This is a genomic window from Devosia sp. J2-20, from assembly GCF_055808475.1.
Map to the genome: position 1 here is coordinate 2,779,452 of NZ_CM147870.1, position 25,698 is coordinate 2,805,149.

Here is a 25,698-nt window from a genome sequence, read left to right on the forward strand (position 1 = left end):
CGTGGGTCCGCAAGAAGCGTAGCGCAGTTTTGGATGATTGAAAAAGCGCGGCCTATTCCAGCCCGGCTGCCGCCAGCACCTTGCGGAACAAAGTCGGCAGTGCTTCACCCTTGAGCGCTGCAGGCTCGGCCCACCAGCCGCCCTCAAGCGCATCGGGCTCCACCGCGGCCGACCACACCTCGAGCTCAAGCCGGAAATGGGTGAAAATGTGCACCACTTGCCCGCGATGCTGCCACTCGCCGTCCATTGGATAGGTGACCTCAACCAGTTCAGCGGCCCAGTCCGATCCCGGCACTTCGGTCATGCCGCCCAGCAGCCCCTTGGTGGGACGGGTCTGCAGGTAAACGTCGCCATCACCATCGCGCATGACGAAGGCATGGCCCTTGCGTACGGGGCGGTCGGCCTTGGCCGGTTTGATCGGATAGAGGGTGGGTTCGCCCTGTCGGGTAGCAATGCAGCCTGGCTGGATCGGACACAGCATGCAGGCAGCCGCACGGGGCGCACAGATCGTAGCGCCCAGATCCATCATGGCCTGGGCAAAATCGCCGGCGCGTTGCGGCACTAATGCCTGCAGCGCCGCGCGCAATTCCTCCTTGGCCTCGCGCACGGGCACGTCGAGCGCATAATAGCGCGCCAGCACCCGGTCGAGATTGCCATCGAGCACGGCAACCTGTTCGTCAAAACAGATCGCAGCGATGGCCGCGCTTGTATAGGCGCCAATACCCGGCAGGGTTTGCAGACCCGCCGAGGTTTGGGGAAACTGCCCCGCATGCTCATTCACCACCGTCTGGGCGCAGGCATGCAGATTGCGGGCGCGGGCGTAATAGCCCAACCCGGCCCATTCCTTCAGCACGGAGTCCAGTGGTGCGGCAGCCAGATCAAACACGGTTGGCCACAGGCCGGTGAAGCGTACGAAATAGCTTCTGACCGTCGCCACCGTGGTCTGTTGCAGCATCACTTCGCTCAGCCAAACCCGGTAGGGATCGGGGTGCTCTCCTTTTGCGCGGGCCGCTGGCGCGACACGCCAGGGCAGATCGCGGGCATGGCGATCATACCAGGCGAGGACAGACGGCGCGTCGATAAGGGCAGGATCGGACAGGTGCATGGGCGGCAGATTTGGAGTAGGACAGGCCAACGCGCAAGTCCTTCACCCCACAGTGTCACCGCAAAGACCCATGGCCAAAGACGATCTTCCAGAACCCAAGCGCCGCAACCGCACCATGAGTGTGGCCGACGTGCTGTCGGGTGCGCTGGATCCGGTGCTGAAAAAGCGTGGCTTCGCCAGTCGCGATATCATTGAACACTGGTCAGTGATGGCGCCAAAGCCCTATGACGAGGTGGCCATTCCCGACAAGCTGAGCTGGCCACGCGGCGAGCGCAGCGCCGAGGGCGCCACGCTGGTGCTGCGCTGCGTGCCGGGCCATGCGCTGGCGATTTCGCATGAAGGCGAAAAGATCGCGGCCGCGGTCAATCGCTATTTCGGCTTCGTGCTGGTGGGCTCTGTCAGATTGTCGGCCGAGCCATTCACACCCGGTTCAGGCAAAAAGACGATGCTCCTTTTCAACCGAGCGAGAGCGTGATTGCCAAGGTCGGGGCCCAGGTGGCCGAAGTGGAAAACGAGGATTTGCGCGAGGCGTTACGGACATTGGGACACGCACTGTCCACCCGGTCGGAGCGAAATAATGGATAGTGTGTTCACCGAGCAGTGATGAGCATGCCTACTTGCTCCCACATTTGTCCCGTGTAGTGTCGCCGCAAAGAAAAAACAGGAGCGTTAGCCGTGAATTTTACCCGCCGTGACACCCTTATGCTGGCCGCTGCCGCATCGGCTTTGAGCCTGTGCGGGGTCGCCACCGCCAACGCTGCTGAAGGCGACATGGTCGCTGTTGATCAGTTGATGGCGCCCGCCGGTGACTATGTCGACCACGCCGAAGGCAGCCCTGACGCGCCTGTGACCGTGATCGAATATGCCTCACCGACCTGCCCGCACTGCGCCACTTTCGCCAATGAAGTGCTGCCCGATTTCATCGAAGCCTATGTCGATACCGGCAAGGTCTATCTGATCACCCGCCCGTTTGTGCGCAATGTGCTCGATGCGGCTGTGTTCATGCTGGCTGAAGCCGCTGGCCCGGACAATTACCACAATGTGGTCGCTACCTATTTCAAGACCCAGACCACATGGGCCAGCTCGGACAAGCCACGCGACGCGATTCTGGAAATCGCCAAGCAGCTCGGCTTTACCCAGGAAACTTTCGACGCCGCATTGACGAATCAGGCCCTGTTTACCGGGATGGAAGCGGTGCGTGAGCAGGCACTGAACGATTTCGGGCTCGTGGGAACGCCGACATTCTATGTCAACGGCAAGACACTCAGTGGTGACAAGACGCTTGAAGAGCTCGCTGCCGCGATCGACCCGCTTGTGCCTGCCGATTTCGTGGCGCCAACGCCTGTGGCAGCGGACGCAATGGCGCCTGCTGCTGACGCAATGGCTCCAGCCGACGCGATGGCGCCTGCTGCTGATGCGATGGCTCCGGCTGACGCAATGGCGCCTGCTGCCGATGCAATGGCACCCGCTGCGCAATAATCTGAGCTTAGGCAGCGCTACCACGGTGGCGCTGCCATGAAGTTTTCACGCCTTAAACTGCACGGCTTCAAATCGTTCTCTGACGAGACCACTCTTGTCATGGAACCCGGGCTGACCGGCATTGTCGGCCCCAATGGCTGCGGCAAATCCAATCTGGTCGAGGCCATGCGCTGGGTGATGGGCGAAAGCTCATACAAGGCGATGCGTGCTTCGGGCATGGATGACGTGATCTTTTCGGGATCGGGCAATCGCCCGGGCCGCAACTCGGCCGAAGTCACCCTGGTGCTCGACAATTCCGAGCGCACCGCCCCGGCCGCGCTGAACAACGCCGATATTCTTGAAGTCACCCGCCGCATTGAGCGCGAGGCCGGGTCGGTCTATCGCGTCAATGGCAGGGAAGTGCGCGCCCGCGACGTGCAATTGCTGTTTGCCGATGCCTCGACCGGCGCCCATTCTCCCGCCATGGTGCGCCAGGGTCAGATCGGCGAGCTGATCGCCGCCAAGCCCACTGCCCGCCGCGCATTGCTCGAAGAGGCCGCCGGCATTTCGGGGCTGCATTCGCGCCGCCATGAGGCCGAATTGCGGCTGCGGGCTGCCGAGGCCAATCTTGAACGCGTCGATGACATTATCGCGCAGGTCGAAACCCAGCTGGAAACCCTCAAGCGCCAGGCCCGTCTGGCCACGCGCTATCGTGGGTTGAGCGGCGATATTCGCCGCGCTGAAGCCACACTGTTTCACATTCGCTGGGTCGCCGCGCGCTACGCCGAAAAAGAGACTCAATCCCAGCAGGCGGTGCTGGTGCGCGAACTGGCCGATGCCACCCATCTCGAATTGCAGGCGCAGAAAAAGCTCGAAGCCGCTGATGCGGCCCTGCAGCCCTTGCGTGATCGCGAGGCGGTCACCGGTGCCGTGCTGCAGCGCTACACTATTCTGTCGGAACAGCTGGCTGAGGAAGCGCGGCGCGCCAGCCAGCGTCAGGCCGAACTGCAGGATCGTATTCGCCAGCTCGCCGCCGATGGCCAGCGCGAGCGCGATCTGGTGGCCGAGAGCGAAACGACTCTGGCGGCCAATGCTGAAGAACTCAGCAAGTTGCAGGCCGAGGGCGCGGCCGCTCAGGCCGATTTTGACATCGCCCGAGGTGACGCTGACGCCGCCAAGGCTGCTGTTGCCGCTGCTGAGATCGAAGCTCGCAACGCTGCAGATGCGCTGGCTCAGGTGCGGGCACGCCGCGATCAGGCCGAGCGCAGCAAGCGGGATGCAGACACCCGCATGGCGCGGCTGACCCAGCAGATTGCTGATGTCGAAACCGAAGCCCGAAACATCGCCGCCAGACTCGATGCCGATGAAACGCTGAACCAGAAACGCGCGGCGCTTGTCGAGGCACAAAGCCGCACGGTGGAAACCGAGCAGGCTGCCACCCTTGCCGAAGAGGCTACCGCTGTCGCCCAATCCAAGCTTGACGCTGCCCGGCCGCGTCTGGCCGAGATCGATGCGGCGCTGAACCGGCTGGAAGCCGAAGCTACCACGCTGGGCAAGATGCTCAACGTGGGCTCCGGTCTGTGGCCAGCCATTGTCGACGAACTCAAGGTAACGCCGGGCTATGAAACCGCCCTGGGTGCGGCGCTGGGCGACGATCTTGAAGCCAGCTCGGATGCCGGTGCGCCCATGCATTGGTCGGTGCCGGTCGATCATAGCGATGATGCCGCCCTGCCCCAGGCCGCCGAGCCCCTGTCGCGCTATGTTACAGGCAGCCCCTTGCTTAAGCGCCGTCTCGACCAGATCGGGCTGATCCACGCTGTTGACGGCCCCAGCCTGATGCACGCGCTCAAGCCGGGCCAACGCCTGGTCACACTTGAGGGTGCGGTCTGGCGCTGGGACGGTTTCATTGCTGCAGCCGACGCCCCCAGCGCCGCCGCCCAGCGCTTGGCGCAGCGCAACCGTCTGGCCGAACTGGACGAGGAAATCACCCGCACCAAGGGTGAACGCAATGGCTGGAAGCGCGACGTGGATGCACTGGTCGCCGCGCTTGACGGCGCCCGTCAAGATGAGCGGCACAAGCGTGAAGCCTGGCGCGCTGCACAACACGCCATTGGCGCAGCCCAGACCGAAGTCGACAAGGCGCAGCGCGCCATTGGCGACCTGACAACGCGACAGTCGACGCTCGAAGAAGCCCGCCTGCGCCTTGCCACCAGCCTGAGCGAAGCCGAAGCCCAGCGGGGCGAAGCCGAACAGGCGCTGGCCGCTGCTGGTACCGAGGACGATGCCGCCAAAATTGCTGATGCCAAACAGGGCGTGCTGACCGGCGCGCGAGAACGGGCAGATCAGGCTCGGCTCAAGCTGGGCAACTTTGAAACCGCGGCTCAGATGCGGCAGGGCCGTGTGGCGCAGCTAGAGCGCGACACCCAGAGCTGGAGCCGCCGCCGCGACAGCGCCAGAGCGCAGCTATCAACGCTTGATCAGCGCACCGCCGAAGTTCAGGCGCAGCTGGAAACCGCGAGCGAAACACCCGATGGCTTTGCCGCTCGCCGCGCGCAGCTCGACGATCAGATCGAGACGGCGAAGATCGAACACAAGGCGGCAGGCGACAGCTTCAATGTGGCCCAGACCAGTCTGCGCGAGGCCGACAAGACTCTGCGACTGGCCAGCGAGACACTCTCGAATGCACGGATCGAGCTGACCCGGATCGAAGAGCGCGTCAAAGGCTTTATCGCCCAGCGCCAGCAGATCGAACGCCAGATTGAAGAAACGCTGGATATCCCGGCTTCCAGAACGCTGGAAGCCTCAGGGATCAAGGCTGAAGAATCGCTGCCGACCGAAGCGGCAACCGAGCAGAAGGTTGATCGGCTCAAGGCCGAGCGCGAGCGCCTGGGCGGAGTCAATTTGTCGGCCGAAAAGGAAGCCATCGAGGTTCAGGAAAAGCTCGACCTGATGGTCAACGACAAGAACGATCTGATCGAGGCCATCGCCAAGCTGCGCACCGGCATTTCCTCGCTCAACCGCGAGGGCCGCGCCCGGCTTAACGAGGCCTTCGTCAAGGTCAACGAACATTTCCAGGAGCTGTTCACCACGCTGTTTGGCGGCGGCACGGCCGAGCTGACCTTTGTCGAAAGCGACGATCCGCTCGAGGCGGGCCTGGAAATCATCGCCCGGCCACCCGGCAAGAAGCCCCAGACCATGACGCTGCTCTCGGGTGGCGAGCAGGCCCTGACCGCGATGAGCCTGATCTTTGCAGTGTTTTTGACCAATCCGGCGCCGATCTGCGTGCTCGACGAAGTCGATGCGCCGCTTGATGACGCCAATGTCGAACGGTTCTGCAATCTGCTCGACTCCATGCGCCAGCGTACCAATACGCGCTTCATGGTCATCACCCACAATCCGATCACCATGAGCCGCGTTGATCGCCTGTTCGGCGTCACCATGGCCGAACGCGGGGTCAGCCAGCTTGTCTCAGTCGACCTGACCACAGCCGAGACGTTTCTCGAAGTGGGATGAAGCTCCTCGGGCCCGCTACTGCTGCGGTTCCAACGACTTGAGATAGGCGATGATCGCCGACGCCTGTTCGGGGTCGAACTCGAATTGCGGCATTTCGGGGTGGGCGGTCACGATTCCCTCGACCAGCGCCTCGCTGAGAAACGACACATCATAGCGCAGGTGGAGTTCGCGAAAGCGCGGCGCGATGGCCAATGGACTGTTGCCCGTTGACTGTGTGGCATGACAATCGGCGCAATACATGCTCACCAGCGCCTGTCCCTCGGCAACGCGATCAATGTCCTGGGCGACAAGCGGACCAGTGCCGAGCAGCACGAACGTGGTGATCATTATGGCCTTGGGCAGGATCATTGCAGTCTCCGGGATCAAAGCAGCATCAAGACCGACAGGACGTCGGACACGAGGCGCTATCGATCAACTCTATGCTCATGCAGGATCGGCGCATTGATTGGGATCAACTGGTGACGCAGCGCGGACCTTGTGAGGGCTTGGCCCCACGCACCCAAACGCCCCTTTAGTCCCCACCATGTGATCGGACACGCCAAGCACTGTGCCCACCGTCAAAACGAGGACCGCTTATGGTGTCCGCATGCCCGCTGGCAGTCGAGAATCCCCTGTCCCTCGCCCTGACTTCGCCACGTTCAAGGGTGGACAGCATGCCGCACCCCCGCGTCACGTCTTTTTCACCTGCAATAACAACAGCTTACAGTCGGTAAGGTTATCTTGACACTCTCGGACCCCACTACTATGTTGCGCGCGACTTAAAAGGGCGTCCCGAAAACAGCGGGGCACGGCCGACCGAGGAGTGAGCGGATGGCAAAACCGCAAGACACCAAAGGTCAGTCCGACAGCGCCCAAGGGGTGACGCACGATCTTGCATCGCGCATTGCCCTGGCCAAGCGGGATCGCGCCATCGAGGACAACAGAGCCTCGGCTGAAGCATCCCCGGAGATGAGCGGTATGGCGCGCGGCATGCGCATCGGTACCGAGTTCATCGCCGCGATCCTGGTGGGTGCCGTATTCGGTTACCTCATCGATCTTGGCCTGGGGACCAGCCCCTGGGGTTTGCTCATCATGTTGTTGGTGGGCTTCGCCGCTGGAATACTCAATGTCACCCGCGTGGTGGCGCAAATGAATGCCGCATCGCCTGCCCCGGCTGGGTCCGATATGGGACCTGACGAGACAGACGAAGATGATAACGATGACGCTTAGAGGGCTCTATCTTGGCCGGTACTGATCCGATCCACCAATTCGTCATCGAGGACATGTTCCCGCTGTTTACCGTTGGCGGTGACGGCACCGAGGGTTCTGGCCTCAATTTCGCTTTCACCAATTCGGCGCTGTTCATGGTCGCAACCGTTGCGATCATTGCTCTGTATCTGATCCTGTCGACCGGATCGAAGAGTGTGGTGCCAAATCGGGCGCAGCTTCTCAGCGAGCTGGTCTATGGCTTCGTGGCCAATATGGTGCGAAGCGCCGCCGGCACCGCCGGCATGACCTTCTTCCCGCTGGTGTTCAGCCTGTTCACCTTCATCTTCGTGGCCAACATGCTCGGCATGGTGCCGTATTTCTTCACCGTGACCAGCCACATCATCGTCACCTTCGCGCTGTCGATGCTGGTATTCCTGACCGTGGTGATCTACGGCTTCGCCAAGAACGGCCCGAAATTCCTCAAGCTGTTCGTGCCTTCAGGCGTGCCCGGCTACATTCTCCCCATCGTGGCGCCAATCGAGTTCATCTCGTTCATGAGCCGCCCGATCTCGCTTTCCGTGCGTCTGTTCGGCAATATCCTTGCCGGTCACATCACGCTCAAAGTCTTCACCGGTTTCATCGTCACCATGAGTAGCCTGGGTTTCCTGGGTATTCTGGGGTCGGCGCTGCCGCTGATCATGGCCGTTGCGCTCACCGGCCTTGAGTTTCTCGTCGGTGCTGTTCAGGCTTACGTTTTCGCTGTCCTGACCTGCATGTATCTCAACGACGCGATCCACCCATCTCACTAACTACCAGTCACGGCGGGCTGTTCCGCCAGAACCCCCGCTTAAAAGTCGCTTGAAAGGACTATTATAATGGAAGCTGAAGCCGCAAAGTACATCGGTGCCGGTATTGCTTGTTTCGGTATGGCTGGCGCCGCCATCGGCGTTGCCAACATCTTCGGCAACTTCCTGTCGGGCGCCCTGCGCAACCCGTCGGCTGCTCCGAGCCAGTTCTCGAACCTGATCTTCGGCTTCGCCGTGACCGAAGCTCTGGGCATCTTCTCGTTCCTGGTTGCCCTGATCCTGCTGTTCGTCGTCTAAGACGCTACGCTGCGATCACGATCTTCCGCAGCCGGGCTCGGTCCGGCTGCGCGCTATTCTCCGGCGTGATGCCGGCTGACCGGATTTAACGGGACCTCACCTGATGGTAACGCAAGCTTACGCCGAAGAAGCGGCTGTACCGGCCGAAGGGCAAGTCGACGCGCATGGCGCCACCGACGCAACCCACGCCGACCCCACCGCTGATACTCATGCCACGACCGAAGCCCATGGTGGCGAGCATGATTCGGGCGTGTTCCCGCCCTTTGACCCAGCAACATTCCCATCGCAGCTGCTCTGGCTCGCCATTACCTTTGGTGCGCTCTACCTGCTGATGAGCAAGATTGCCCTGCCCCGCATTGGCGGCATTCTGGAAAACCGCAAGGCGATCATGGATGCCGATCTGGCAGCCGCCGACGCCTCGCGTCAGAAGACCGATGCAGCGATTGCCGCTTATGAAGCCGCTCTTGCTGCAGCCAAGGCCAAGGCTCAGGGCATTGCCAATGAGAGCCGCGAGGCAATCCAGGCTGATCTGGCTGCCAAGCGTGGCGCTGTCGAAGCTGATTTGACCTCCAAGGTCGCGGCCGCTGAGACCCGCATCGCAGCCACCAAGGCTGAGGCGCTGACTCACGTCGATGAAATCGCCACCGAAACTGCCCAGACCGTCGTGACCCAGCTGGTCGGCGATGTGTCGGCTGACAGCGTTCGCGCTGCGGTCGCCAAGGCCAAGGAGTAAGCGAGATGGAATTCGACAATAGCTTCTACGCTCTTGTAGCGCTGGTCATCTTCCTGGGTCTGGCGATGTATTTCGGCATTCCCAAGATCATCGGCGCCATGCTGGACAAGCAGATCCAGAAGATCGCCGACGATCTGGCCGAAGCCAAGAAGCTGCGCGAAGAAGCCGCTGCCCTGCTCGTTGAATATGAGCAGAAGCGTGTGGCTGCAGAAGGCGAAGCCGAAGGCATCATCGCCGCTGCCAAGGAAGAGGCGACCCGCCTCACCGCCGAGGCACAGGCATCGCTGGCTGATCTGGTCGCCCGTCGCACCAAGTCGGTGGAAGACAAGATCGCTCAGGCGGAAGCTCAGGCTGTCGCTGAAGTGCGTGCGCGCTCGGCTGACGTCGCCATCGAGGCAGCCCGTCTGGTGCTGACCGACGAGATGAACCGCAAGGGCGGTGAAGTCGTCGACAAGGCCATCGCCGATGTGGGCAATCGCCTGAACTAGGGGTTGGCGAGTTCAAGATTCGAAGGCGGGCAGCAATGCCCGCCTTTTTTGTTTGGCTGGGCCCCTTGGTGCCTCCCCTGACAGTGCAGGTTGGCAGGCAGGCAGCACAAATCACTGTACCCATGCACCGGGCGCGATTGACGCCCCGCGGAATCTCAACCATGGTGAAATCACTGCGGGAGAGACTGGTTTTTCTCCAGCGCCGAAGGAGCAACCGCCCCGGAAACTCTCAGGCCAAAGGACCGCAGGACGCTACAACTCTGGAAAGCGGATCGGCATATTGCCGGGTCCCACCGAAGGAGCAACCGGCGCTCAGCCGGGAAATCTCTCAGGTGATCAGGACAGAGGGGGCACGGAGCTCGCCGCAAGGTGAGTGCAATCGTGTCACCGAGTTCATATCCGGAAAGAGTTGATGGCCCAAACCACAGCCCAAGACCTCAAGACCACCCCATTGTTCGAGCGTCACAATGATGCTGGCGGCCGCATGGTCGAGTTCGGGGGCTACAGCCTTCCCGTACAATACCCCGCCGGCATCATGGCCGAGCACAGATGGACCCGCGAAGCCGCCGGCCTGTTTGATGTTTCCCATATGGGTCCCAGCTTTTTGCGCCTGAGCAGTCCCAGCGGCGACGCCGAGGCCGATCATGCCGCGATTGCCGCCATTATCGAACCGCTGATCTGTGGCGACATTGCCGGGCTCAAGCCCGGCCAGATCCGCTACACCCTGCTGCTCAATGAAACCGGCGGCGCCATTGACGATCTGATGGTGGCCCGCTCTGCCACCACGGCGGGCGAGCTTTATATTGTGGTCAATGCCGGCACCAAGGAGGGCGATTTCGCCCGTATCGCAGCCGCTGCCGGGGACCGCGCCGAACTGGTGCGCGCCGATGACGGTGCGTTGATGGCGCTGCAGGGCCCGCAGGCTGTTGCAGTTGCTGCGGTCTTGCTGCCCGGCGTGGCTGAACTGGGCTTCATGCAATACACCCCCATCGAGTGGCAGGGCGCCATCCTGATGGTCGCGCGCGCTGGCTATACCGGCGAAGACGGCGTTGAAATTCTGTGTCCAGCCGACAAGGCACACGCGCTGTGGGACACGCTTCTGGCCGATGAACGCGTCAGGCCAGTTGGCCTTGGCGCCCGCGACAGCCTGCGTCTGGAAGCCGGTCTGCCGCTCTATGGCCACGACCTGAACGAAACCGTTTCTCCGGTTGAAGCCGGTCTTGGTTTTGCCGTTTCCAAGCGTCGCCGCGAGGCCGCTGATTTTCCCGGCGCCAAGCGCATCCTGGCTGAACGCGAAAACGGCCCGAGCCGCATCCGTGTCGGCTTGATCGTGGCCGGCGCCCCGGCCCGCGAAGGCGCCGAAATACTCGACGCATCCGGCACGGCGATTGGCGTGGTCACCAGCGGCGGTTTCGCGCCCTCGCTGGGCAAGGCCATCGCTCTGGGATTTGTGCCGCCCAGCCATGCCGAGATCGGCAACACGCTGCAGGTCAGCGTGCGCGGCCGTGCCCAATCTGCCGAAGTGGTGGCGACGCCCTTCGTGCCTCATCGTTATTTCCGCAAGCCCAAAGCCAGTTGAGGGATCGCTCATGACCACCAAGTTCACCCCTGATCACGAATATATCCGCGTCGAGGGCGCTACCGGCGTTGTGGGGATCACCCCCTACGCTCAGGAAGCGCTGGGCGATATCGTCTTTGTAGAGCTGCCCAGCGTCGGCAAGGTGCTCAAGAAGGGCGACGAAGCTGCTGTTGTTGAATCTGTCAAAGCCGCTTCGGAAATCTATGCCCCGGTCGCGGGCACCGTCACCGAAGTCAACGAAGCGCTGTCGGGCGAACCCGGCCTGATCAACACCGATCCCGAAGCGGGCGGCTGGATTTACAAGATCGCCATCGCCGATGCCGGCGAGCTCGACGCCCTGCTTGATGATGCGGCCTATGCCGATTTGACGAAGTAACGGACACTCATGCGCTACCTCCCCCATTCCGAAGCCGAACGCACCGAGATGCTTGGCGTCATCGGTGCAGCCAATGTCGATGCCCTGTTCAGCGCCGTCCCCGAGGGCGCGCTCAAGAGCTTTGATCTCGGCCTGCCAGCCCACAGCCCAGAATTTCTGGTCGAAGCCCATATGCGGGCTCTGGCCGGGCAGAACCATGCCGGGTCCGATGGTCCGTTCTTTGTTGGTGCCGGCGCCTATCGCCACCATGTGCCAGCCACGGTCGATCATCTGATCCAGCGTTCGGAATGGCTGACCGCCTACACGCCCTATCAGCCGGAGATCTCGCAGGGCACCCTGCAGATGCTGTTTGAATTCCAGACCCAGGTGGCCAAGCTCACCGGCATGGATGTGGCAAACGCATCGCTTTATGACGGCTCCACCGGCACCGCTGAGGCCGTGCTGATGGCCCGCCGCCTGACCAAGCGCAACAAGATCGTGCTCTCGGGCGGTCTGCACCCGCATTATCGCGACGTCGTCCGCGCCTATCTCAAGGACGATGGCGATCTCGAATGCCTGTCGGCATCGCCTGAAGGTCAGGGCGACATCCTCGATCATATCGATGAGCAGACCGCGGCCATTGTCGTGCAGACGCCCGATTTTTATGGCCATCTGCGCAATATCAAGACCGCTGCCGATGCGGCACACGCCAAGGGCGCGCTGCTGATCGTGGTGATCACCGAGATTGTCTCGCTGGGCCTGCTTGAAGCTCCCGGCGCGCTGGGTGCCGATATCGTGGTGGCCGAAGGCCAGTCGATCGGCAATGCGCTGAACTTTGGTGGCCCCTATCTGGGCCTGATGGCAACCCGCAAGGAGTTCATCCGCCAGATGCCCGGTCGTGTCTGTGGCGAAACCGTGGATGCCGAGGGACAGCGCGGCTTTGTGCTGACCCTGTCCACCCGCGAGCAGCATATCCGCCGCGAAAAGGCGACGAGCAATATCTGCACCAATTCGGGTCTGTGCGCACTTGCCTTCTCGATCCACATGGCGCTGCTGGGTGAAGCTGGATATGTCCGGCTCGCCCGCCTCAACCACGCCAATGCCTGCAAGCTGGCCGATGCGCTGGAAACCGTTCCCGGTGTCGAGGTTCTCAACAGCACCTTCTTCAATGAAATGACCATCCGTACCAGCCAGCCCGCTGCCGCGCTTATCGAGCGTCTGGCCAAGCGCGGCATTCTGGCCGGCGTGCCGGTCAGCCGCCTTGAGCCATCAGCTGTTGGTGTCGAAAAGCTGATCGTGCTGGCGGCGACCGAGTTGACCACTGATGGTGATATCGCCGCCCTGTGCAGCGCCCTGACGGAGGAACTGGCATGAGCATGAACAATCAGGGTCGCCCAACCGGTACGGGCACTTCGGGCTTTGCCTCCACATCGGGCTCATCCATGTTGCCCAATGAACCGCTGCTGTTCGAGATCGGCGATACCGAACACTCCGGCGTCGACCTGCCCGACGCCAAGATCAGCAATGCCCGCCTGGGCGGTTTTGAGCGCAAGCTTCCCCTTGATCTGGCTGGCCTCACCGAGCCCGAGGCAATGCGGCACTATGTCCGTCTCAGCCGCCTCAACCACTCGATCGATAGCGGCATGTATCCGCTGGGTTCGTGCACGATGAAGCACAATCCGCGCCTCAACGAAAAGATGGCCCGCCTCCCCGGCTTTGCCGATATTCATCCGCTGCAGCCGGTCTCGACCGTGCAGGGCGCGCTCGAACTGATGAACGAACTCAGCCACTGGCTGATGACGTTGACCAACACAGCTGCTGTCGCGCTGAGTCCCAAGGCTGGCGCCCATGGCGAATTGCTGGGCATGATGGCGATCAAGGCCGCGCAGGAAGCGGCCGGTCAGGGTCATCGCAAGATCGTGCTGGTGCCCGAAAGCGCCCACGGCACCAACCCGGCAACTGCCGCTTTTCTGGGCTATTCGGTCAAGGCTATCCCGGCCCGCACCGATGGCACCGTGGACGTGCAGGCGGTCAAGGATGCCCTTTCACCCGAAGTGGCGGCAATCATGCTGACCAACCCCAATACCTGCGGCCTGTTCGAGCCTCAGGTAATCGAGATTGCCAAGGCGATCCACGATGCGGGAGCGTTCTTCTACTGCGATGGTGCCAATTTCAACGCCATTATGGGTGTGGTGCGTCCGGGCGATCTGGGTATCGACGCCATGCACATCAATCTGCACAAGACCTTCTCGACGCCGCATGGCGGCGGCGGCCCAGGTGCGGGTCCAGTGGTGCTGTCGGCGGCGCTGGCTCCCTTTGCGCCGGTGCCCTTCGTGCGCAAGGGCGATAAGGGCCTGGAGCTGGTCGAACACACCCAGACCGGCGCTCTGGGCCGCATCACCGCCTTCCAGGGCCAGATGGGCATGTATGTCCGCGCCCTGACCTATATGCTCAGCCATGGCGGCGACGGGCTGGCTCAGGCGGCAGAAGACGCAGTGCTCAACGCCAACTATATCAAGGCTCGCCTTGAGCATGTGTTCTCGGTGCCGTTCACCGATTACCCGACCATGCACGAGGCGCTGTTCGACGATAGCTTCCTGGATGGCACGGGCGTTACCACGCTCGATTTCGCCAAGGCGCTGATCGACGAGGGTTTCCACCCCATGACCATGTACTTCCCGCTGGTGGTGCATGGCGCGATGCTGATCGAGCCGACCGAAAGCGAATCCAAGCAGACGCTGGACCGCTTCTGTGACGTGATGGAAGAACTCGCGCTCGATGCCAAGGCTGGCAATTCCGAGCGTTTCACCGCAGCTCCGCTCAATGCCCCGCGCCGGCGCCTTGATGAGACCCGCGCTGCGCGCTCACCCATTCTGAAATGGGAACGGCCAGACGATCTGCCCCAGGCAGCCGAATGAGACAAAGGGCCCGTGGATCACTCCACGGGCCCTTTGTGTTCGAACTGGATTGTCGCGATCAGTTTCGGGTGTCGAAGCCGACCCAGATGGTGATGTCCTCGCCGCCCAGATAGGGGATGGCGACATTCTCGATCACCTTGACGAACTCGGCGGACCGGGCGGTCGCATCGATCGGCACGGCAATGGTGTATTTTTCCGAGAAGATGGCCTGCCCGTCGCGCTCGACGGCAAAGCGGATCGGAGCATTGACCGTTGTCTGCTTGCCCTGGGGGCCCAGCAGCACGCGGCCGGTAACACCCATATTGACGTTGATCAGGCCGTTCGACACCACGCAATTGCGCGTGCTCTCGTCGATCACGCCCTGATATTGCAGCGCGCGGGCGTCGCCTGTCTTGCCGCTACCATAGTAGAACATGGCTTCGCTGCCGGGGCGCACGCGGATCGGCGGGCACTGGCTGGCGATGGCTGGCAGGGCACTGCTCTGGGCCTGGGCGACCGCTGCAGGCGTCGCTGTGGCGTTTTGCAGGGTCTGTGTCTGGCTGGCGCTGCCGCCGCCAAACATGCTGCCCATCGAGCAGCCAGCCAGCAAGACTGCGGCGGAGGCGGCTGCGGACAGGCGCAGAGCCAGGGGCGTGAATGTGGTCATCAGCAAATCTCCTGGCGCGATATTAGCTGTTGGCGGCTTCAAGGGCCATCAGAATAGCAGGGGCACCGCTGGCGCCAACGCCTGGGCCATCTTCCACGAAGATATCCTGCACGACGCCGTCCCGGATCAGCATTGCTGAGCGTGCCAGGCGTGGGCCCATGCCGGCGGCCGTCAGGTCCAGTTCAAGACCAAAGGCCTTGGCCAGTGCACCATTGCCGTCAGCGATGAAATCGATCTGGCCCAGAGCGCCGGTGTTTTCCGCCCAAGCTTTCATGACGTGATGATCATTGACCGCTGCGCAGATAATGCGCTCGACGCCTGCCGCCTTGAGCTTGGGCTGGTTGGCCAGAAAGCCGGGCAGATGATTGACGTGGCACGTCGGGGTGAAGGCGCCGGGCACGGTGAACAGAACCGTCACCCCCTGCCCCATCACTGCGTCGGTGGTGGTGTCGGAGATGCCGTCGGCATTGACGAGTTTGGTCGGCACGGACGGTAGCTTGCTGCCGCGTTCAATCATATTCGGTAGACCTTATGACTATGGCTGCCAGCAGCAGCGCTTCACCACGCTCAATTGCTTCCGGAATAAGGGGCTTTGCCGGCCCAGACAAGGCCTTGGAGGGGTTTCCCCGTGCCGTGTCTAGTCTGCCAGTTCGACAGCGACCGAGCGCTCGATCTCGAAGGCGCCCATGTCGGTCATAAACGTCAGTTCGACGCGCTGATCACCCAGATCAGTATGATCGGCCTCCCCTAAAACCGGGATCAGCACTAGGTTCGGTTCCGGGCTTTTTTGCGGCGCGCCAAACAGCGGTTCACCGCTGGCCGTAGCGGCAATCAACGAGCCGGGATCAAGCGCAGGATCGCTGATCGGAATTTCAAGCATATTGGTGCGCGCGTCGAACACCACGTCACCGATGGGCTGGGCGTAGTCGTCCCAATCGATGGGCGACATGGCCAGCGCCTGCCGCAACCGCAGACCGTTAGCGCGATCGGGGCTGCCATCATCAAGCGCCAAGGAGAACTGCGCCTGAGCCGGGACGCAAATATCGGAGCAGATCCCCAGAATGGCCGAGAGGTCCACCTGAGTGGCACCGGGTGCCAGCGCCACATCAATGGGCAGCACGGTGGGGCCGAAATAGACATAGTCCAGATAGCCACCGGTCATATCCAGCGTCGGATAAGGCCAGAGGATTTCGTGCCCAAGTACCCCGTCTGTCGCGCCGAAATCCAGTTCAGTCGGCAGTCCACTCTCGCCCGGCACACGCCAATAGGTCTTGGTGTCGGCAGGCATGTCGATTTCGATGCCCATCAGGGTGTGGCCACTCGGCTTGATCTGGCCTGTGCTGATCAGCCGAATCTTGACCCCGGGGGCCACCTCCTGCCACGGCGTTTCGCCCGCAATGGCAGGCAGCACTAAAACGGACAATGCAAACGACAGGATAATTGGACGCATGGGATGGATTTAGCGCAGTCCTGTGTGAAGAAACAGCTAGGACGCCATCAGGCCTTCGTGAAGACCAGCAGGCTCATTCGTTCACCGGCAACTTGGCAGTGCCACAATGGACCCCTACAATGGGGTTATGAAATCTCTTGAAGGACAATTCCTCGTCGCCATGCCGGACATGGATGATGAACGCTTTGCAGAAAGCGTCATCCTGCTGGTCGGCCATGGCGAAGAGGGCGCAATGGGGCTGGTGGTCAACCACGAACTGGCCAATCTGCGCTTTGCTGACATTATCGACGAGCTTGATCTGGGTGAGGCGGATAATCTCATCAAGGTTCCCGACGCCATCCGCGATCGCGCCGTGATGCGCGGCGGTCCGGTCGAAAAGGGGCGCGGTTTCGTGCTGCACTCTTCGGACTATGAAAGCGGCAATACCTATCCTGTTGCAGGCGGGGTCAGCCTGACGGCCACGCTGGACGTGCTCAAGGCCGTCGCCTTCGGCCCCAAGCCGACATCGTCGCTATTCGCTCTGGGCTGTTGCGGCTGGAGCCCTGGCCAGTTGGAAGACGAGTTGGCCAATAATGGCTGGCTCACCGTGCCCTTCTCACGCGCCCTGCTGTTCGAGACACCCGTAGAAGACCGCTATGAGGCTGCGCTGGCGAGCCTGAACGACAATATCAACCGGGCCACGCTGAGCCCGGATGCCGGTCACGCCTAGCGACCAAGCTGAGCGGCGAGCTTCTTGCCAAATTCGGGACCTGTCATTGCCGCGCCAAAGGCATAGCCCTGGGCATAGCGACAGTTCAGGGTCCGCAGGCGGTCCAGTTCCTCAGGCGTCTCGACGCCTTCGGCAATCACCATCAGATCAAGATCGCTGGCCAGGGTAACAACCGATTTGATGATCGGACCCTGGGTATGGGCGATGCCATTGCCTTCGCTGATCTTCACGAAGGGCTGCGGGATCTTGATGGTGTCAAATGGGAAGCGGTGCAGATAGCTCAGCGAGGAGTGCCCGGTGCCGAAATCATCGAGCGCCAGACCAAGTCCCAGATTGCGCAGCGCCTGCAGCATATAGGCGGAGTGCTCGGGATTGGTCATCACCTGGCTCTCGGTAATCTCGAGCTTGAGGTGATGGGCCAGTTCCTTGTCCTGGCTGACCAGACTGCGCATGTCATTGAGCAGCGTCTCGGTCGCCAGCTGGCTGGGTGACAGATTGACCGAGATGAAGAAATCCTCGGGCAGACCGAAGGCAATCATCCAGTCCTTGGCCTGGGCAGCAGCCTGTTCAAAGGCCAGACGTCCCAGCTTTTCGATCTGCCCCGAGCGTTCGGCCAGTGGCACGAATTCATCGGGATTGACCACGCCACGGGTGGGGTGGGTCCAGCGCATCAGCGCTTCGGCACCAACCATCTGGTTGGTCTGAATGTCCATTACAGGCTGGAACTGCACATGCAGTTCGCCTTGTTTCATGCCGCGCTCGAGGTCTTCCTCGCTGGCACGGTTATAGGCGGCAATCGAGCGCGCTGAAGCGCGGTAGGCCTCGATGCGGTCGCCACCCAGCCGCTTGGCATAATACATGGCCAACTCGGCATCGCGCAGCACATCGGCCGCCTCGGCCGGGTTGCTGTCATAGATCGTCACGCCAATTGAAGCTGTCAGCGTCAGGTCGCGATCACCGAAATTGAACGGGGCCTTGAGCGCCTTGCGGATTTGCTCGGCTGTCTCGGCAATCTTGCCCGCGGCCTGCTCGGACGCCAGGATCACCGCGAACTGGTCGCCGGTCACCCGTGCGACGGTGTCGAGCGGCCGCATGATGCGCGAGATGCGGCGCGAAATGGCCAGCAGAACCGAGTCAGAGGCCGCGTGGCCAATGCGCTCTTCAAGCTCCATGAAACGGTCGATATCGATCAGGAAGACGGCCGGCTTGGTGCCGCCGGGAGTACGGGCACGCACCAGTGCACGCTCGAGACGATCCAGGAACAGCTGACGATTGGGCAAACCCGTCAGGCTGTCATGGACGGCGTCATGCAACAGACGCTCGCGCGAGGCGCGGTCCTCGGTGACATCCTGCAATGTGCCCACGATGCGGTTGACCTGACCATCACCGCCCAGCACCGGCTTTACCCGCATGCGGAAAGCCCGGTAATTGCCGTCATGGCCAGCAATGCGCATATCGGCGGAGACCTTGCCGCGGCGCAGTTCGACCAGTGTGTCGAACGCGGTGCGGAAGCGATCACGATCATCGGGATGCACGCGATCAAGCCACAGCTTGATGGCGCCCCGCAACGAACCGCGCTTTTCGCCCAGACGCACTGCCAGTTCGTCGCTGACCGCCACGCGATCACGCTCGATATTCCAGTCGAAGACAAAATCGCCCGAGCCGGTCAGCGCCAGCGCACGGCGCTCGACTTCGGACAGCGTGCCAATGGTCACCTGACCTTCAGAGAAGGCATGCTGCACTGCCGTAAAGCCGAGCAGCATGACAATCAGCACCAGACCACCACCCACGGCAGGCTGGGCCACATCATTGGACACCTGACCGGACACCACGAGCCAGGAATAGAACAGCCAGGCAATCAGGATGATCCAGGTAGGCACCAGCAGCACGGCGCGGTCATAGCCGCGCAGCGCCAGCAGCAGGATCAGGAAGAAGCCCGACAGACCGAGCAGGGCCAGCACCAGCCGGGAAATGGTCGAGGCGATGGCAGGCTCAAAGAAGGCAAAGCCGAACAACGCCAGAAACAGCGCGGCCAGTCCAAGCGCCAGATGCACAAAGCGCAGATGCCAGCGATGCAGGTTGAGATAGATGAACAGGAACCCGGCCAGCGTCGTGGCGATACCCGCCTCGGCTGCAGCCCGTAGCGGCGGCACACCCGAAGCCGACAGACCCAGCAGGCGGCCCAGCACGCCAAAATCGATCAACAGATAGGTCAGCACAGCCCAGGCCACGGCTGCGGTGGCCGGGAACACGCCACGGCCCTTGACCACAAACATGATGGTCAGGAACACGGCGGCGAGCGAGGCAACGCCGAGCACCACGCCTCGGAACAGGGTGAAGGAGTTGACGTAGTCGCGATAGGCGTTTGGTTGCCAGATATAGAGTTCGGGCAGGTCCTCGCCCGTCAGTTCGGCCACGAAGGTCACCGTCGCTCCCGGGTCGAGCGTGACCTCAAAGACGTCGGCCTCAGAATCACTGAGACGAACCGGCCGGATACCCGCACTTGGTGTCAGGGCGGTGATGCGATCGCTGCCCAGATCTGGCTGCAGGATCCCTGAACCGGGCAGCCGATAGAACGGCGCAACCAACAGGCGCTCGATCTGCTGATCGCTGTCATTGCGCAGGGCGAAGAGCGCGAATCCGGGGTCGGTGCCCTTTTCAGACGCCAGCACCTCAATGCGGCGGATAATGCCGTCAGCACCGGGCGCGGTGGACAATTGCACGCGACCGCCATCACCGGGCCGGATTTCCAGCACGTCAGACAAATTGACCGCGTTGACATCATCGGGGACCGAGATGACTTCGAGAGCTAGGGCGGGAGCGAGGGATGCCAGCGCGAACGCAAGACACATCGCGAGTGCATAAAAGTGACGCATCAAGGGCGACTATATCCTGCGGTAGGCTTCATTGTGGCATCGATCCAGACAAGCCACAGAAATCGGCTATGAGCGGAAACGGCATCCTCTTGAGGGGAGCGTCCTTTGGTAGCGGGGATTGACGCAAGCGACAAGGTTGCAGAACTGTGATGAAATAGCCACACACCTAGATGGCCCGGCTGACAAAGTGCGCCAATTCATAGCGCTCCTTGGTCAGTCCGAACATCACATGGTCTTCCCAGCGACCATTGATCTGCAAATATTTCTCGGCAAAACCCTCTTCGACGAAGCCATTTTTTTCCAGCACCCGGCGCGAGGGCGTATTGCCCGGCAAAAACGCGGCGTGGATGCGGTGCAGATCAAGGGTCTCAAACACGAAGGGCAGACAGGTGGCCACGGCTTCGGTCATCAATCCCTTGCCAGCATATTGCTGACCCATCCAATAGCCCAGATTGACGAACTGGGCCGCCCGGCGGCGGACATTGGACAGGGTAATGCCGCCAACCAGCCGCTCCTTATTGCCATCGGGCTGGAAAATGAACAGCGAATAGTCGGTCCCCTCCTCGGCCTCCTGGCGCGCGCGCTTGACGCGGGTAACAAAGATCCGGCGGGCCAGATCAGCCTCGGTCCAGCGCGGCTCGAAGGGTCGCAGGAATTCGCGGCTTTCGCGGCGCAGCGTGTACCATTGCTGATAGTCTGAAAGCTGCGGCAAGCGCAGCAGGGTGTTCTCACTGCGCAGCGTAATCAGGGATGTCGGCGAGGACCAGGGCCAGAGCACCGCTGTGGCTCCTAGCGCCGAAGATGATCGCCAATGGCCTGAACATCAGCCAGGTTTCCAATGGGGCCGATGCCGGCCACTGTCGGATTGCCCTGGGTGAAGATCTGCTCGGCAATATCCTGCACGCGCTGGGCGGTGATGGCGTTGATGCGATCAACCGTCTCCATCATCGGAATGGGACGCCCCCACAGGATTTGCTGGCGGGCCAGCTGGCCGGCACGGGCCGAGGGGCTTTCGAGCGACATCAGCAGACCGGCTCTGATCTGGTTGCGCACCCGGACAACTTCCTCTTCGGTGATGTTTTCGGTGGCGCGCTTGAGCTCGTCGAGCACAACCGGCACCAGATCGGCAACCTCGTCTTCGCCAGTGGCTGCAGCAACGCCAAAGACACCACTATCGGCGAAGGCCCAGTGGAAGGAATAGACCGAGTAGCACAGGCCGCGCTTCTCACGCACTTCCTGGAACAGGCGCGAGCTCATGCCACCCCCCAGGATCGAGGCCAGCACCTGGGCTGCGTAGAAGCCATCGGCATTATAGGCCCGGCCCTCAAAGCCGACCACGATATGGGCCTGTTCATGATCGGAGACCAGCCGTTCCTGACCACCCTGATACTCAGCGCGCTGCGGCGCCGGTGCACCATTGGGCTTGAGATCGGCAAAGCGCTCGCGCGCCACATCGACCAGTCCCTCATGGCTGACATTGCCCGCCGCAGCCAGCACCATATGGTCGCCCACATAGTTGCGGTTCATATATTTGCGGATGGTGTCGGGATTGAACTCGCGCACCGAATCCACCGTGCCCAGAATAGTCCGGCCAATAGGCTGGCTGGGGAAAGCGGCTTCCTGAAACAGGTCGAACACCTGATCGTCTGGATTGTCGCGCGCCGCGCCAATCTCCTGCACGATGACCTGCTTTTCGCGGGTCAATTCGTCTTCATCAAACAGCGAGTTCTGCAGGATATCGGCGAGAATATCAGCGCCGAGAACCACGTCTTCCTTGAGCACGCGGGCAAAATAGCCGGTGTGTTCGATGGAGGTGGCGGCGTTCAGGTCGCCGCCGACGTTTTCGATGGCCTCGGCAATCTCCAGCGCGGTGCGCGAGGTGGTGCCCTTGAACGCCATGTGTTCGAGCAGATGGGAGATACCATGCTCGGTCTTGCGCTCGGAGCGCGCACCCGCCTTGACCCAGACCCCCAGCGAGGCGCTTTCAAGATGCGACATGTGGTCGGTCAGGACCACCATGCCATTGTCCAGGGTCGTCGATTGTACGCTCACTAGAGATTCTCCTCAGGCCCAGCGATCGAGTGACCGCTGGTCCCTCTTGTCGCTAGGCAGCGCGCGTGCGCGCTGAGATGAAATCTTCGACCGCTTGCTGGTCGTTGGCAAGGACGCTGAGGCGTTCCTCACGATCATAGAGGTCAGCCAGCCAGGCTGGCAGCGCCGGATCGATGCCTGATGCATCCTTGACGGCTGCAGGAAATTTCGCCGGATGGGCTGTGGCCAGCGTGACCATCGGAATGGCGCCAAGGTTCTGCTGGGCCACATGCACACCCACGGCGGTGTGGGGATCAAGCAGATAGTCGGCGGCCTTGAGGGTGTTGGCGATGGTGGCCCTGGTGGTGGCCTCGTCGGTGGTCGCTGCGTCAAAGCCGCGACGGATCGCGCTGAGGGCATTTTCGGGCACGGCAAAGCCACCTGACTGCTTGAGACCGTCCATCATGCGCACCACGGCACCGGCATCGCGCCCAGCGCCTTCAAACAGCAGACGCTCGAAGTTCGAGGATATCTGGATGTCCATTGAGGGGCTGATAGTGGGCGCCACGCCGGCCATTTCATAGCGACCGGTTTCCATGGTGCGACGCAGGATGTCATTGGCATTGGTGGCAATGATCAGCTTGTCGATCGGCAGGCCCATGGCCTTGGCGCAATAGCCGGCAAAGATGTCGCCAAAATTACCCGTCGGTACGGTGAAACTGACGGGCCGGTGCGGCGAGCCGAGCGACACGGCCGCCGTGAAATAATAGACGATCTGGGCGACGATGCGGCCCCAATTGATCGAGTTGACGCCGGACAGGCGCACCCGGTCCCGGAAATTGTGGTTGTTGAACATCGCCTTGACGATGTTCTGGCAGTCATCAAACGTACCATCAAGCGCAATATTGTGGACATTGGCGTCCAGCACGGTGGTCATCTGCAGGCGCTGCACCGGCGAGGTGCGCCCCTGGGGATGCAGGATGAAGATATCGGTGGTGTCGCGGCCACGGAAAGCTTCGATGGCAGCCGAACCGGTATCACCTGAAGTCGCGCCGACAATGGTGGCCTTGAGCCCGCGCTCAGCCAGGATATGGTCCATCACCCGGCTGAGAAACTGCATGGCGACGTCCTTGAACGCCAGGGTGGGCCCATGAAAAAGTTCGAGCACGAAGTGGCCCGGCGCCAGCTCGACCAGCGGCGCCACCGAGGGGTGCCGGAACACGCCGTACGAATCATCAATGATCTGCTTGAGCTTGGCTGGCGCGATCTCGTCGCCGACGAAGCGGCTGATCACGGCGTAAGCGACATCCGCATAGGGTTTGCCCGCAAAACCGGCAATTTCAGCGGTGCTGAGCTGGGGCCAGGACTGCGGCACATAGAGCCCGCCATCAGAAGCAAGGCCAGCGAGAACTGCGTCAGAGAAGCCGAGCACGGGTGCCTGACCGCGCGTTGAAACAAACTGCATTGGGGGGAAGCGCCCTTTTAGAATTGTTGCAACCTAGTGAAACCGCGGCTGAACCGCAAGTTCACCAACTCAGCTCTTGCGTGCCGCGCGCTGCCGCGCCAGCCAGAAGCCCAACATAACCACAGCCACAATGGCGAAGCCAAACCAGGTATAGGCGTAGCCGAGGTGGTTGTTGGGGAATTCGATGACCGTCTCCCCGCCCTGGGGCAGCTCATTGGGCGCACCGGCAGGCAGATCGACATAGTATGGGGCGAACGGCGCCAGCGCAGGATCGACCATCTCGGCCAGTCGAACCGGATCGCGCACCCACTCCACCCTGTTGGAGGTGTCTGGCGCAGGCGTCATGAAGCCGGCCGTTTCGCCCGGCCGCAGCAGGCCGGTGATGGTCACCTGCGTGATATCGCTTTCGCTGTCGCTAACAGCGGCTTCCTGCAAGGCTTCTGGCACAAAGCCGCGATTGACGAATACCGTGCCGCCCTCGGCCAGCACGAAGGGTGTGACTACCCAATAGCCGGGTCCCGAGGCGGCGCCGCGGGCATTGGCGAGGCTGGTGAACACCGTCACCGTCTGGTTGTAGCGAAAGGCACCGGTCAGCGAGACCGGCCGGAAATTGAGTTCCGCCAGATCAAGCCCGGGCCATTGGGCAGCATTTGGTGCAGCGATCGGCGCGGCGTCGAGACGTTCATCGACCGCAACGATCAGCGCTTCCTTTTCGGCCAGCCGCTGCAATTGCCAGGTTCCCAGCCAGGTGCACACCACGGCCAGTGCCAGCATCAGCACCACAAAGGTGCCCGTCATCAGCGGGCCGAGGCGGCGTTGGGGGCTCATTGGTGACCCTCATGGGCGTCGTGTCGGAACTGCAGGGCTACCAGAACACCCTTGAAGGGCGGCAGCAGCGCCAGCGACAGCACAATGGTGGTTGGTATCCACAGCATCAGATGGACATAGGGTGCGGGGTTGAACACTGCGCCGACGACCAGTGCCAGCAGGATCACGATTGGGGCGACCAGGAAGATCACGAAGATGGCCGGGCCATCGCCGCTATCGGCAAAGGAGAGATCAAGCCCACAGACCGTGCAGCTTGGCGCAACCTTGAGATAGCCCTTGAACAACTTGCCTTCCCCACAGCGCGGGCAGCGGCAAAGCAGACCGGCAGTTATCGGCGATGGCTGGGTCAAAGCAGGCCTCCAAACAATTCGGGGCGCAGCTTGCTGCTGCGCCCCGTACATTCCGTCAGATTTCGTCTAGTGGTTCAGGGCCACGCCCCAGCTGCCCCAGACATAGACCGAGGCAAACAGAAACAGCCAGACCACGTCCACGAAGTGCCAGTACCAGGCAGCAAATTCGAAGCCGAGGTGACGCTCGGGGGTGAACTCCCCACGCTCGGCACGGATCAGGCAGATGGCCAGGAAGATGGTGCCGATCAGCACGTGGAAGCCATGGAAACCGGTGGCCATGAAGAAGGTTGCGCCATACATCGAGCCGGCAAACGAGAAGCCAGCTTCGGAGTATTCCAGTGCCTGCACAAAGGAGAACAGCACGCCCAGCGCAACGGTCAGAACCAGACCCCAGCGCAGACCCTTGCGATCGCCTTCGAGCAGAGCATGGTGCGCCCAGGTCACGGTGGTGCCCGAGGTAAGCAGGATCAGCGTGTTGAACAGTGGCAGGTGGAACGGATCGAACAGCTCGATGCCCATGGGTGGCCAGACACCACCGGTTGCGGCAACGCGGGCGTACTGCTCGACGTCGTCGAGGCGGAAGAAGCCGTCAAAATAGGCCCAGAACCACGCCACGAAGAACATCACTTCCGAGGCGATGAACAGCATCATACCGTAGCGGTGATGCATCTGCACGACGGGGGTGTGATCGACGCCGTTATTGGCTTCTTTGACCACATCTGCCCACCAGGCATACATGGTGTAGAGCACGCCAACTAGGCCGATGAAGAACACCCATGGGGTCCAGTTGTGCATCCAGAAGACGCCACCAATGGCAAGGATCAGTACGGAGACCGAGCCGACGAACGGCCACGGGCTCGGTTCGACCATGTGATAGTCGTGGTTCTTGGCAAGTCCAGCCAT

At 61.8% G+C, this 25,698-nt stretch carries 25 protein-coding genes and 2 riboswitches; of the genes, 13 read left to right on the plus strand and 12 right to left on the minus strand.

Going from position 1 to position 25,698, the window contains the following annotated elements; all coding sequences use genetic code 11:
* Positions 1 to 52 precede the first annotated feature (52 nt).
* Positions 53 to 1,105: an A/G-specific adenine glycosylase gene (gene mutY, locus AC0L37_RS13560; protein ID WP_348984737.1), complete on the minus strand. Its 1,053-nt coding sequence runs from the start codon at positions 1,103 to 1,105 to the stop codon at positions 53 to 55.
* A 70-nt stretch (positions 1,106 to 1,175) separates the two neighbouring features.
* Here mutY and AC0L37_RS13565 point away from each other — a divergent pair, with 70 nt between their 5' ends.
* The 3 genes from AC0L37_RS13565 (at position 1,176) to smc (ending at position 6,076) form a co-directional block, all read left to right on the plus strand.
* Positions 1,176 to 1,580, plus strand: a complete 405-nt coding sequence (locus AC0L37_RS13565) for a DUF721 domain-containing protein (RefSeq protein ID WP_282220815.1) — start codon at positions 1,176 to 1,178, stop codon at positions 1,578 to 1,580.
* A gap of 200 nt (positions 1,581 to 1,780) precedes the next feature.
* Positions 1,781 to 2,584, plus strand: coding sequence for a thioredoxin domain-containing protein (locus AC0L37_RS13570; RefSeq protein WP_212658827.1), 804 nt, complete (start codon positions 1,781 to 1,783; stop codon positions 2,582 to 2,584).
* Positions 2,585 to 2,620: 36 nt separating this feature from the next.
* A complete protein-coding gene (gene smc / locus AC0L37_RS13575; RefSeq protein ID WP_282220814.1) occupies positions 2,621 to 6,076 on the plus strand; it encodes a chromosome segregation protein SMC in 3,456 nt (1,151 codons plus the stop codon).
* A 15-nt stretch (positions 6,077 to 6,091) separates the two neighbouring features.
* Here the strand turns inward: smc and AC0L37_RS13580 are convergent, their stop codons facing one another.
* Entirely contained in the window at positions 6,092 to 6,424 is a 333-nt protein-coding gene (locus AC0L37_RS13580) for a c-type cytochrome (RefSeq protein ID WP_282220813.1), read from the minus strand.
* 462 nt (positions 6,425 to 6,886) lie between these two features.
* Here AC0L37_RS13580 and AC0L37_RS13585 point away from each other — a divergent pair, with 462 nt between their 5' ends.
* From AC0L37_RS13585 to gcvPB, 9 genes are all read left to right on the plus strand, one after another.
* Positions 6,887 to 7,285, plus strand: coding sequence for an AtpZ/AtpI family protein (locus AC0L37_RS13585; RefSeq protein ID WP_269368166.1), 399 nt, complete (start codon positions 6,887 to 6,889; stop codon positions 7,283 to 7,285).
* Between the two features lie 53 nt (positions 7,286 to 7,338).
* A complete protein-coding gene (locus AC0L37_RS13590) occupies positions 7,339 to 8,073 on the plus strand; it encodes a F0F1 ATP synthase subunit A (RefSeq protein WP_212659202.1) in 735 nt (244 codons plus the stop codon).
* Between the two features lie 66 nt (positions 8,074 to 8,139).
* Positions 8,140 to 8,367 (plus strand): F0F1 ATP synthase subunit C, encoded by a 228-nt coding sequence (locus AC0L37_RS13595; protein WP_108462026.1) that lies wholly within the window; start codon positions 8,140 to 8,142, stop codon positions 8,365 to 8,367.
* A 100-nt stretch (positions 8,368 to 8,467) separates the two neighbouring features.
* Positions 8,468 to 9,100: a F0F1 ATP synthase subunit B gene (locus AC0L37_RS13600; protein WP_212659203.1), complete on the plus strand. Its 633-nt coding sequence runs from the start codon at positions 8,468 to 8,470 to the stop codon at positions 9,098 to 9,100.
* Between the two features lie 5 nt (positions 9,101 to 9,105).
* Positions 9,106 to 9,588 (plus strand): F0F1 ATP synthase subunit B family protein, encoded by a 483-nt coding sequence (locus AC0L37_RS13605; protein ID WP_212658831.1) that lies wholly within the window; start codon positions 9,106 to 9,108, stop codon positions 9,586 to 9,588.
* A gap of 166 nt (positions 9,589 to 9,754) precedes the next feature.
* Positions 9,755 to 9,843, plus strand: a riboswitch (glycine riboswitch).
* Positions 9,844 to 9,943, plus strand: a riboswitch (glycine riboswitch).
* Between the two features lie 57 nt (positions 9,944 to 10,000).
* Positions 10,001 to 11,167: a glycine cleavage system aminomethyltransferase GcvT gene (gene gcvT / locus AC0L37_RS13610; protein WP_282220812.1), complete on the plus strand. Its 1,167-nt coding sequence runs from the start codon at positions 10,001 to 10,003 to the stop codon at positions 11,165 to 11,167.
* A 10-nt stretch (positions 11,168 to 11,177) separates the two neighbouring features.
* Positions 11,178 to 11,543 carry a glycine cleavage system protein GcvH gene (gene gcvH, locus AC0L37_RS13615; RefSeq protein ID WP_212658833.1) on the plus strand — a complete coding sequence of 122 codons (366 nt, stop codon included), beginning with the start codon at positions 11,178 to 11,180 and terminating at the stop codon, positions 11,541 to 11,543.
* Between the two features lie 9 nt (positions 11,544 to 11,552).
* Positions 11,553 to 12,896 (plus strand): aminomethyl-transferring glycine dehydrogenase subunit GcvPA, encoded by a 1,344-nt coding sequence (gcvPA, locus tag AC0L37_RS13620; RefSeq protein WP_282220811.1) that lies wholly within the window; start codon positions 11,553 to 11,555, stop codon positions 12,894 to 12,896.
* On the plus strand, positions 12,893 to 14,440 hold the full coding sequence (gene gcvPB, locus AC0L37_RS13625) for an aminomethyl-transferring glycine dehydrogenase subunit GcvPB (protein ID WP_212658835.1): 1,548 nt from the start codon (positions 12,893 to 12,895) through the stop codon (positions 14,438 to 14,440). The genes gcvPA and gcvPB overlap by 4 nt, the downstream gene beginning before the upstream one ends.
* A 58-nt stretch (positions 14,441 to 14,498) precedes the next feature.
* On the opposite strand, the gene AC0L37_RS13630 is transcribed toward gcvPB, so the two are convergent.
* From AC0L37_RS13630 to AC0L37_RS13640, 3 genes are all read right to left on the minus strand, one after another.
* Positions 14,499 to 15,086 (minus strand): hypothetical protein, encoded by a 588-nt coding sequence (locus AC0L37_RS13630; RefSeq protein ID WP_282220810.1) that lies wholly within the window; start codon positions 15,084 to 15,086, stop codon positions 14,499 to 14,501.
* Positions 15,087 to 15,108: 22 nt separating this feature from the next.
* Positions 15,109 to 15,573, minus strand: a complete 465-nt coding sequence (locus tag AC0L37_RS13635; protein ID WP_473313120.1) for a redoxin family protein — start codon at positions 15,571 to 15,573, stop codon at positions 15,109 to 15,111.
* Between the two features lie 150 nt (positions 15,574 to 15,723).
* Positions 15,724 to 16,536, minus strand: coding sequence for a protein-disulfide reductase DsbD domain-containing protein (locus AC0L37_RS13640; protein WP_212658838.1), 813 nt, complete (start codon positions 16,534 to 16,536; stop codon positions 15,724 to 15,726).
* A 127-nt stretch (positions 16,537 to 16,663) separates the two neighbouring features.
* On the opposite strand from AC0L37_RS13640, the gene AC0L37_RS13645 reads away from it, so the two are divergent.
* Positions 16,664 to 17,245, plus strand: a complete 582-nt coding sequence (locus AC0L37_RS13645) for a YqgE/AlgH family protein (RefSeq protein WP_282220809.1) — start codon at positions 16,664 to 16,666, stop codon at positions 17,243 to 17,245.
* Here the strand turns inward: AC0L37_RS13645 and AC0L37_RS13650 are convergent.
* From AC0L37_RS13650 to AC0L37_RS13680, 7 genes are all read right to left on the minus strand, one after another.
* Positions 17,242 to 20,121 carry a putative bifunctional diguanylate cyclase/phosphodiesterase gene (locus AC0L37_RS13650; protein WP_212658840.1) on the minus strand — a complete coding sequence of 960 codons (2,880 nt, stop codon included), beginning with the start codon at positions 20,119 to 20,121 and terminating at the stop codon, positions 17,242 to 17,244. The genes AC0L37_RS13645 and AC0L37_RS13650 overlap by 4 nt on opposite strands.
* Positions 20,122 to 20,287: 166 nt before the next feature.
* Positions 20,288 to 20,899: a GNAT family N-acetyltransferase gene (locus AC0L37_RS13655; protein ID WP_212658841.1), complete on the minus strand. Its 612-nt coding sequence runs from the start codon at positions 20,897 to 20,899 to the stop codon at positions 20,288 to 20,290.
* Positions 20,900 to 20,910: 11 nt separating this feature from the next.
* Entirely contained in the window at positions 20,911 to 22,173 is a 1,263-nt protein-coding gene (locus AC0L37_RS13660; RefSeq protein WP_212658842.1) for a M16 family metallopeptidase, read from the minus strand.
* Positions 22,174 to 22,225: 52 nt separating this feature from the next.
* The gene (thrC, locus tag AC0L37_RS13665) at positions 22,226 to 23,617 is read right to left on the minus strand and encodes a threonine synthase (RefSeq protein ID WP_282220808.1); all 1,392 of its coding nucleotides are present in this window, start codon (positions 23,615 to 23,617) and stop codon (positions 22,226 to 22,228) included.
* Between the two features lie 69 nt (positions 23,618 to 23,686).
* The gene (locus AC0L37_RS13670; RefSeq protein WP_212658844.1) at positions 23,687 to 24,445 is read right to left on the minus strand and encodes an SURF1 family protein; all 759 of its coding nucleotides are present in this window, start codon (positions 24,443 to 24,445) and stop codon (positions 23,687 to 23,689) included.
* The gene (locus tag AC0L37_RS13675) at positions 24,442 to 24,795 is read right to left on the minus strand and encodes a DUF983 domain-containing protein (RefSeq protein ID WP_269368153.1); all 354 of its coding nucleotides are present in this window, start codon (positions 24,793 to 24,795) and stop codon (positions 24,442 to 24,444) included. Before AC0L37_RS13675 ends, AC0L37_RS13670 begins: the two co-directional genes overlap by 4 nt.
* 66 nt (positions 24,796 to 24,861) lie before the next feature.
* Positions 24,862 to 25,698 (minus strand): cytochrome c oxidase subunit 3, encoded by an 837-nt coding sequence (locus AC0L37_RS13680; RefSeq protein WP_212658846.1) that lies wholly within the window; start codon positions 25,696 to 25,698, stop codon positions 24,862 to 24,864.

Bases quoted from the DNA above. Each gene is read 5' to 3' on its own strand.
- mutY (WP_348984737.1), bottom strand. From the start codon at position 1,105: ATGCACCTGTCCGATCCTGCCCTTATCGACGCGCCGTCTGTCCTCGCC.
- AC0L37_RS13565 (WP_282220815.1), top strand. From the start codon at position 1,176: ATGGCCAAAGACGATCTTCCAGAACCCAAGCGCCGCAACCGCACCATG.
- smc (WP_282220814.1), top strand. From the start codon at position 2,621: ATGAAGTTTTCACGCCTTAAACTGCACGGCTTCAAATCGTTCTCTGAC.
- AC0L37_RS13580 (WP_282220813.1), bottom strand. From the start codon at position 6,424: ATGATCCTGCCCAAGGCCATAATGATCACCACGTTCGTGCTGCTCGGC.
- AC0L37_RS13585 (WP_269368166.1), top strand. From the start codon at position 6,887: ATGGCAAAACCGCAAGACACCAAAGGTCAGTCCGACAGCGCCCAAGGG.
- AC0L37_RS13590 (WP_212659202.1), top strand. From the start codon at position 7,339: ATGTTCCCGCTGTTTACCGTTGGCGGTGACGGCACCGAGGGTTCTGGC.
- AC0L37_RS13595 (WP_108462026.1), top strand. From the start codon at position 8,140: ATGGAAGCTGAAGCCGCAAAGTACATCGGTGCCGGTATTGCTTGTTTC.
- AC0L37_RS13605 (WP_212658831.1), top strand. From the start codon at position 9,106: ATGGAATTCGACAATAGCTTCTACGCTCTTGTAGCGCTGGTCATCTTC.
- gcvT (WP_282220812.1), top strand. From the start codon at position 10,001: ATGGCCCAAACCACAGCCCAAGACCTCAAGACCACCCCATTGTTCGAG.
- gcvH (WP_212658833.1), top strand. From the start codon at position 11,178: ATGACCACCAAGTTCACCCCTGATCACGAATATATCCGCGTCGAGGGC.
- gcvPA (WP_282220811.1), top strand. From the start codon at position 11,553: ATGCGCTACCTCCCCCATTCCGAAGCCGAACGCACCGAGATGCTTGGC.
- gcvPB (WP_212658835.1), top strand. From the start codon at position 12,893: ATGAGCATGAACAATCAGGGTCGCCCAACCGGTACGGGCACTTCGGGC.
- AC0L37_RS13630 (WP_282220810.1), bottom strand. From the start codon at position 15,086: ATGACCACATTCACGCCCCTGGCTCTGCGCCTGTCCGCAGCCGCCTCC.
- AC0L37_RS13640 (WP_212658838.1), bottom strand. From the start codon at position 16,536: ATGCGTCCAATTATCCTGTCGTTTGCATTGTCCGTTTTAGTGCTGCCT.
- AC0L37_RS13645 (WP_282220809.1), top strand. From the start codon at position 16,664: ATGAAATCTCTTGAAGGACAATTCCTCGTCGCCATGCCGGACATGGAT.
- AC0L37_RS13650 (WP_212658840.1), bottom strand. From the start codon at position 20,121: ATGCGTCACTTTTATGCACTCGCGATGTGTCTTGCGTTCGCGCTGGCA.
- thrC (WP_282220808.1), bottom strand. From the start codon at position 23,617: ATGCAGTTTGTTTCAACGCGCGGTCAGGCACCCGTGCTCGGCTTCTCT.
- AC0L37_RS13670 (WP_212658844.1), bottom strand. From the start codon at position 24,445: ATGAGCCCCCAACGCCGCCTCGGCCCGCTGATGACGGGCACCTTTGTG.
- AC0L37_RS13680 (WP_212658846.1), bottom strand. From the start codon at position 25,698: ATGGCTGGACTTGCCAAGAACCACGACTATCACATGGTCGAACCGAGC.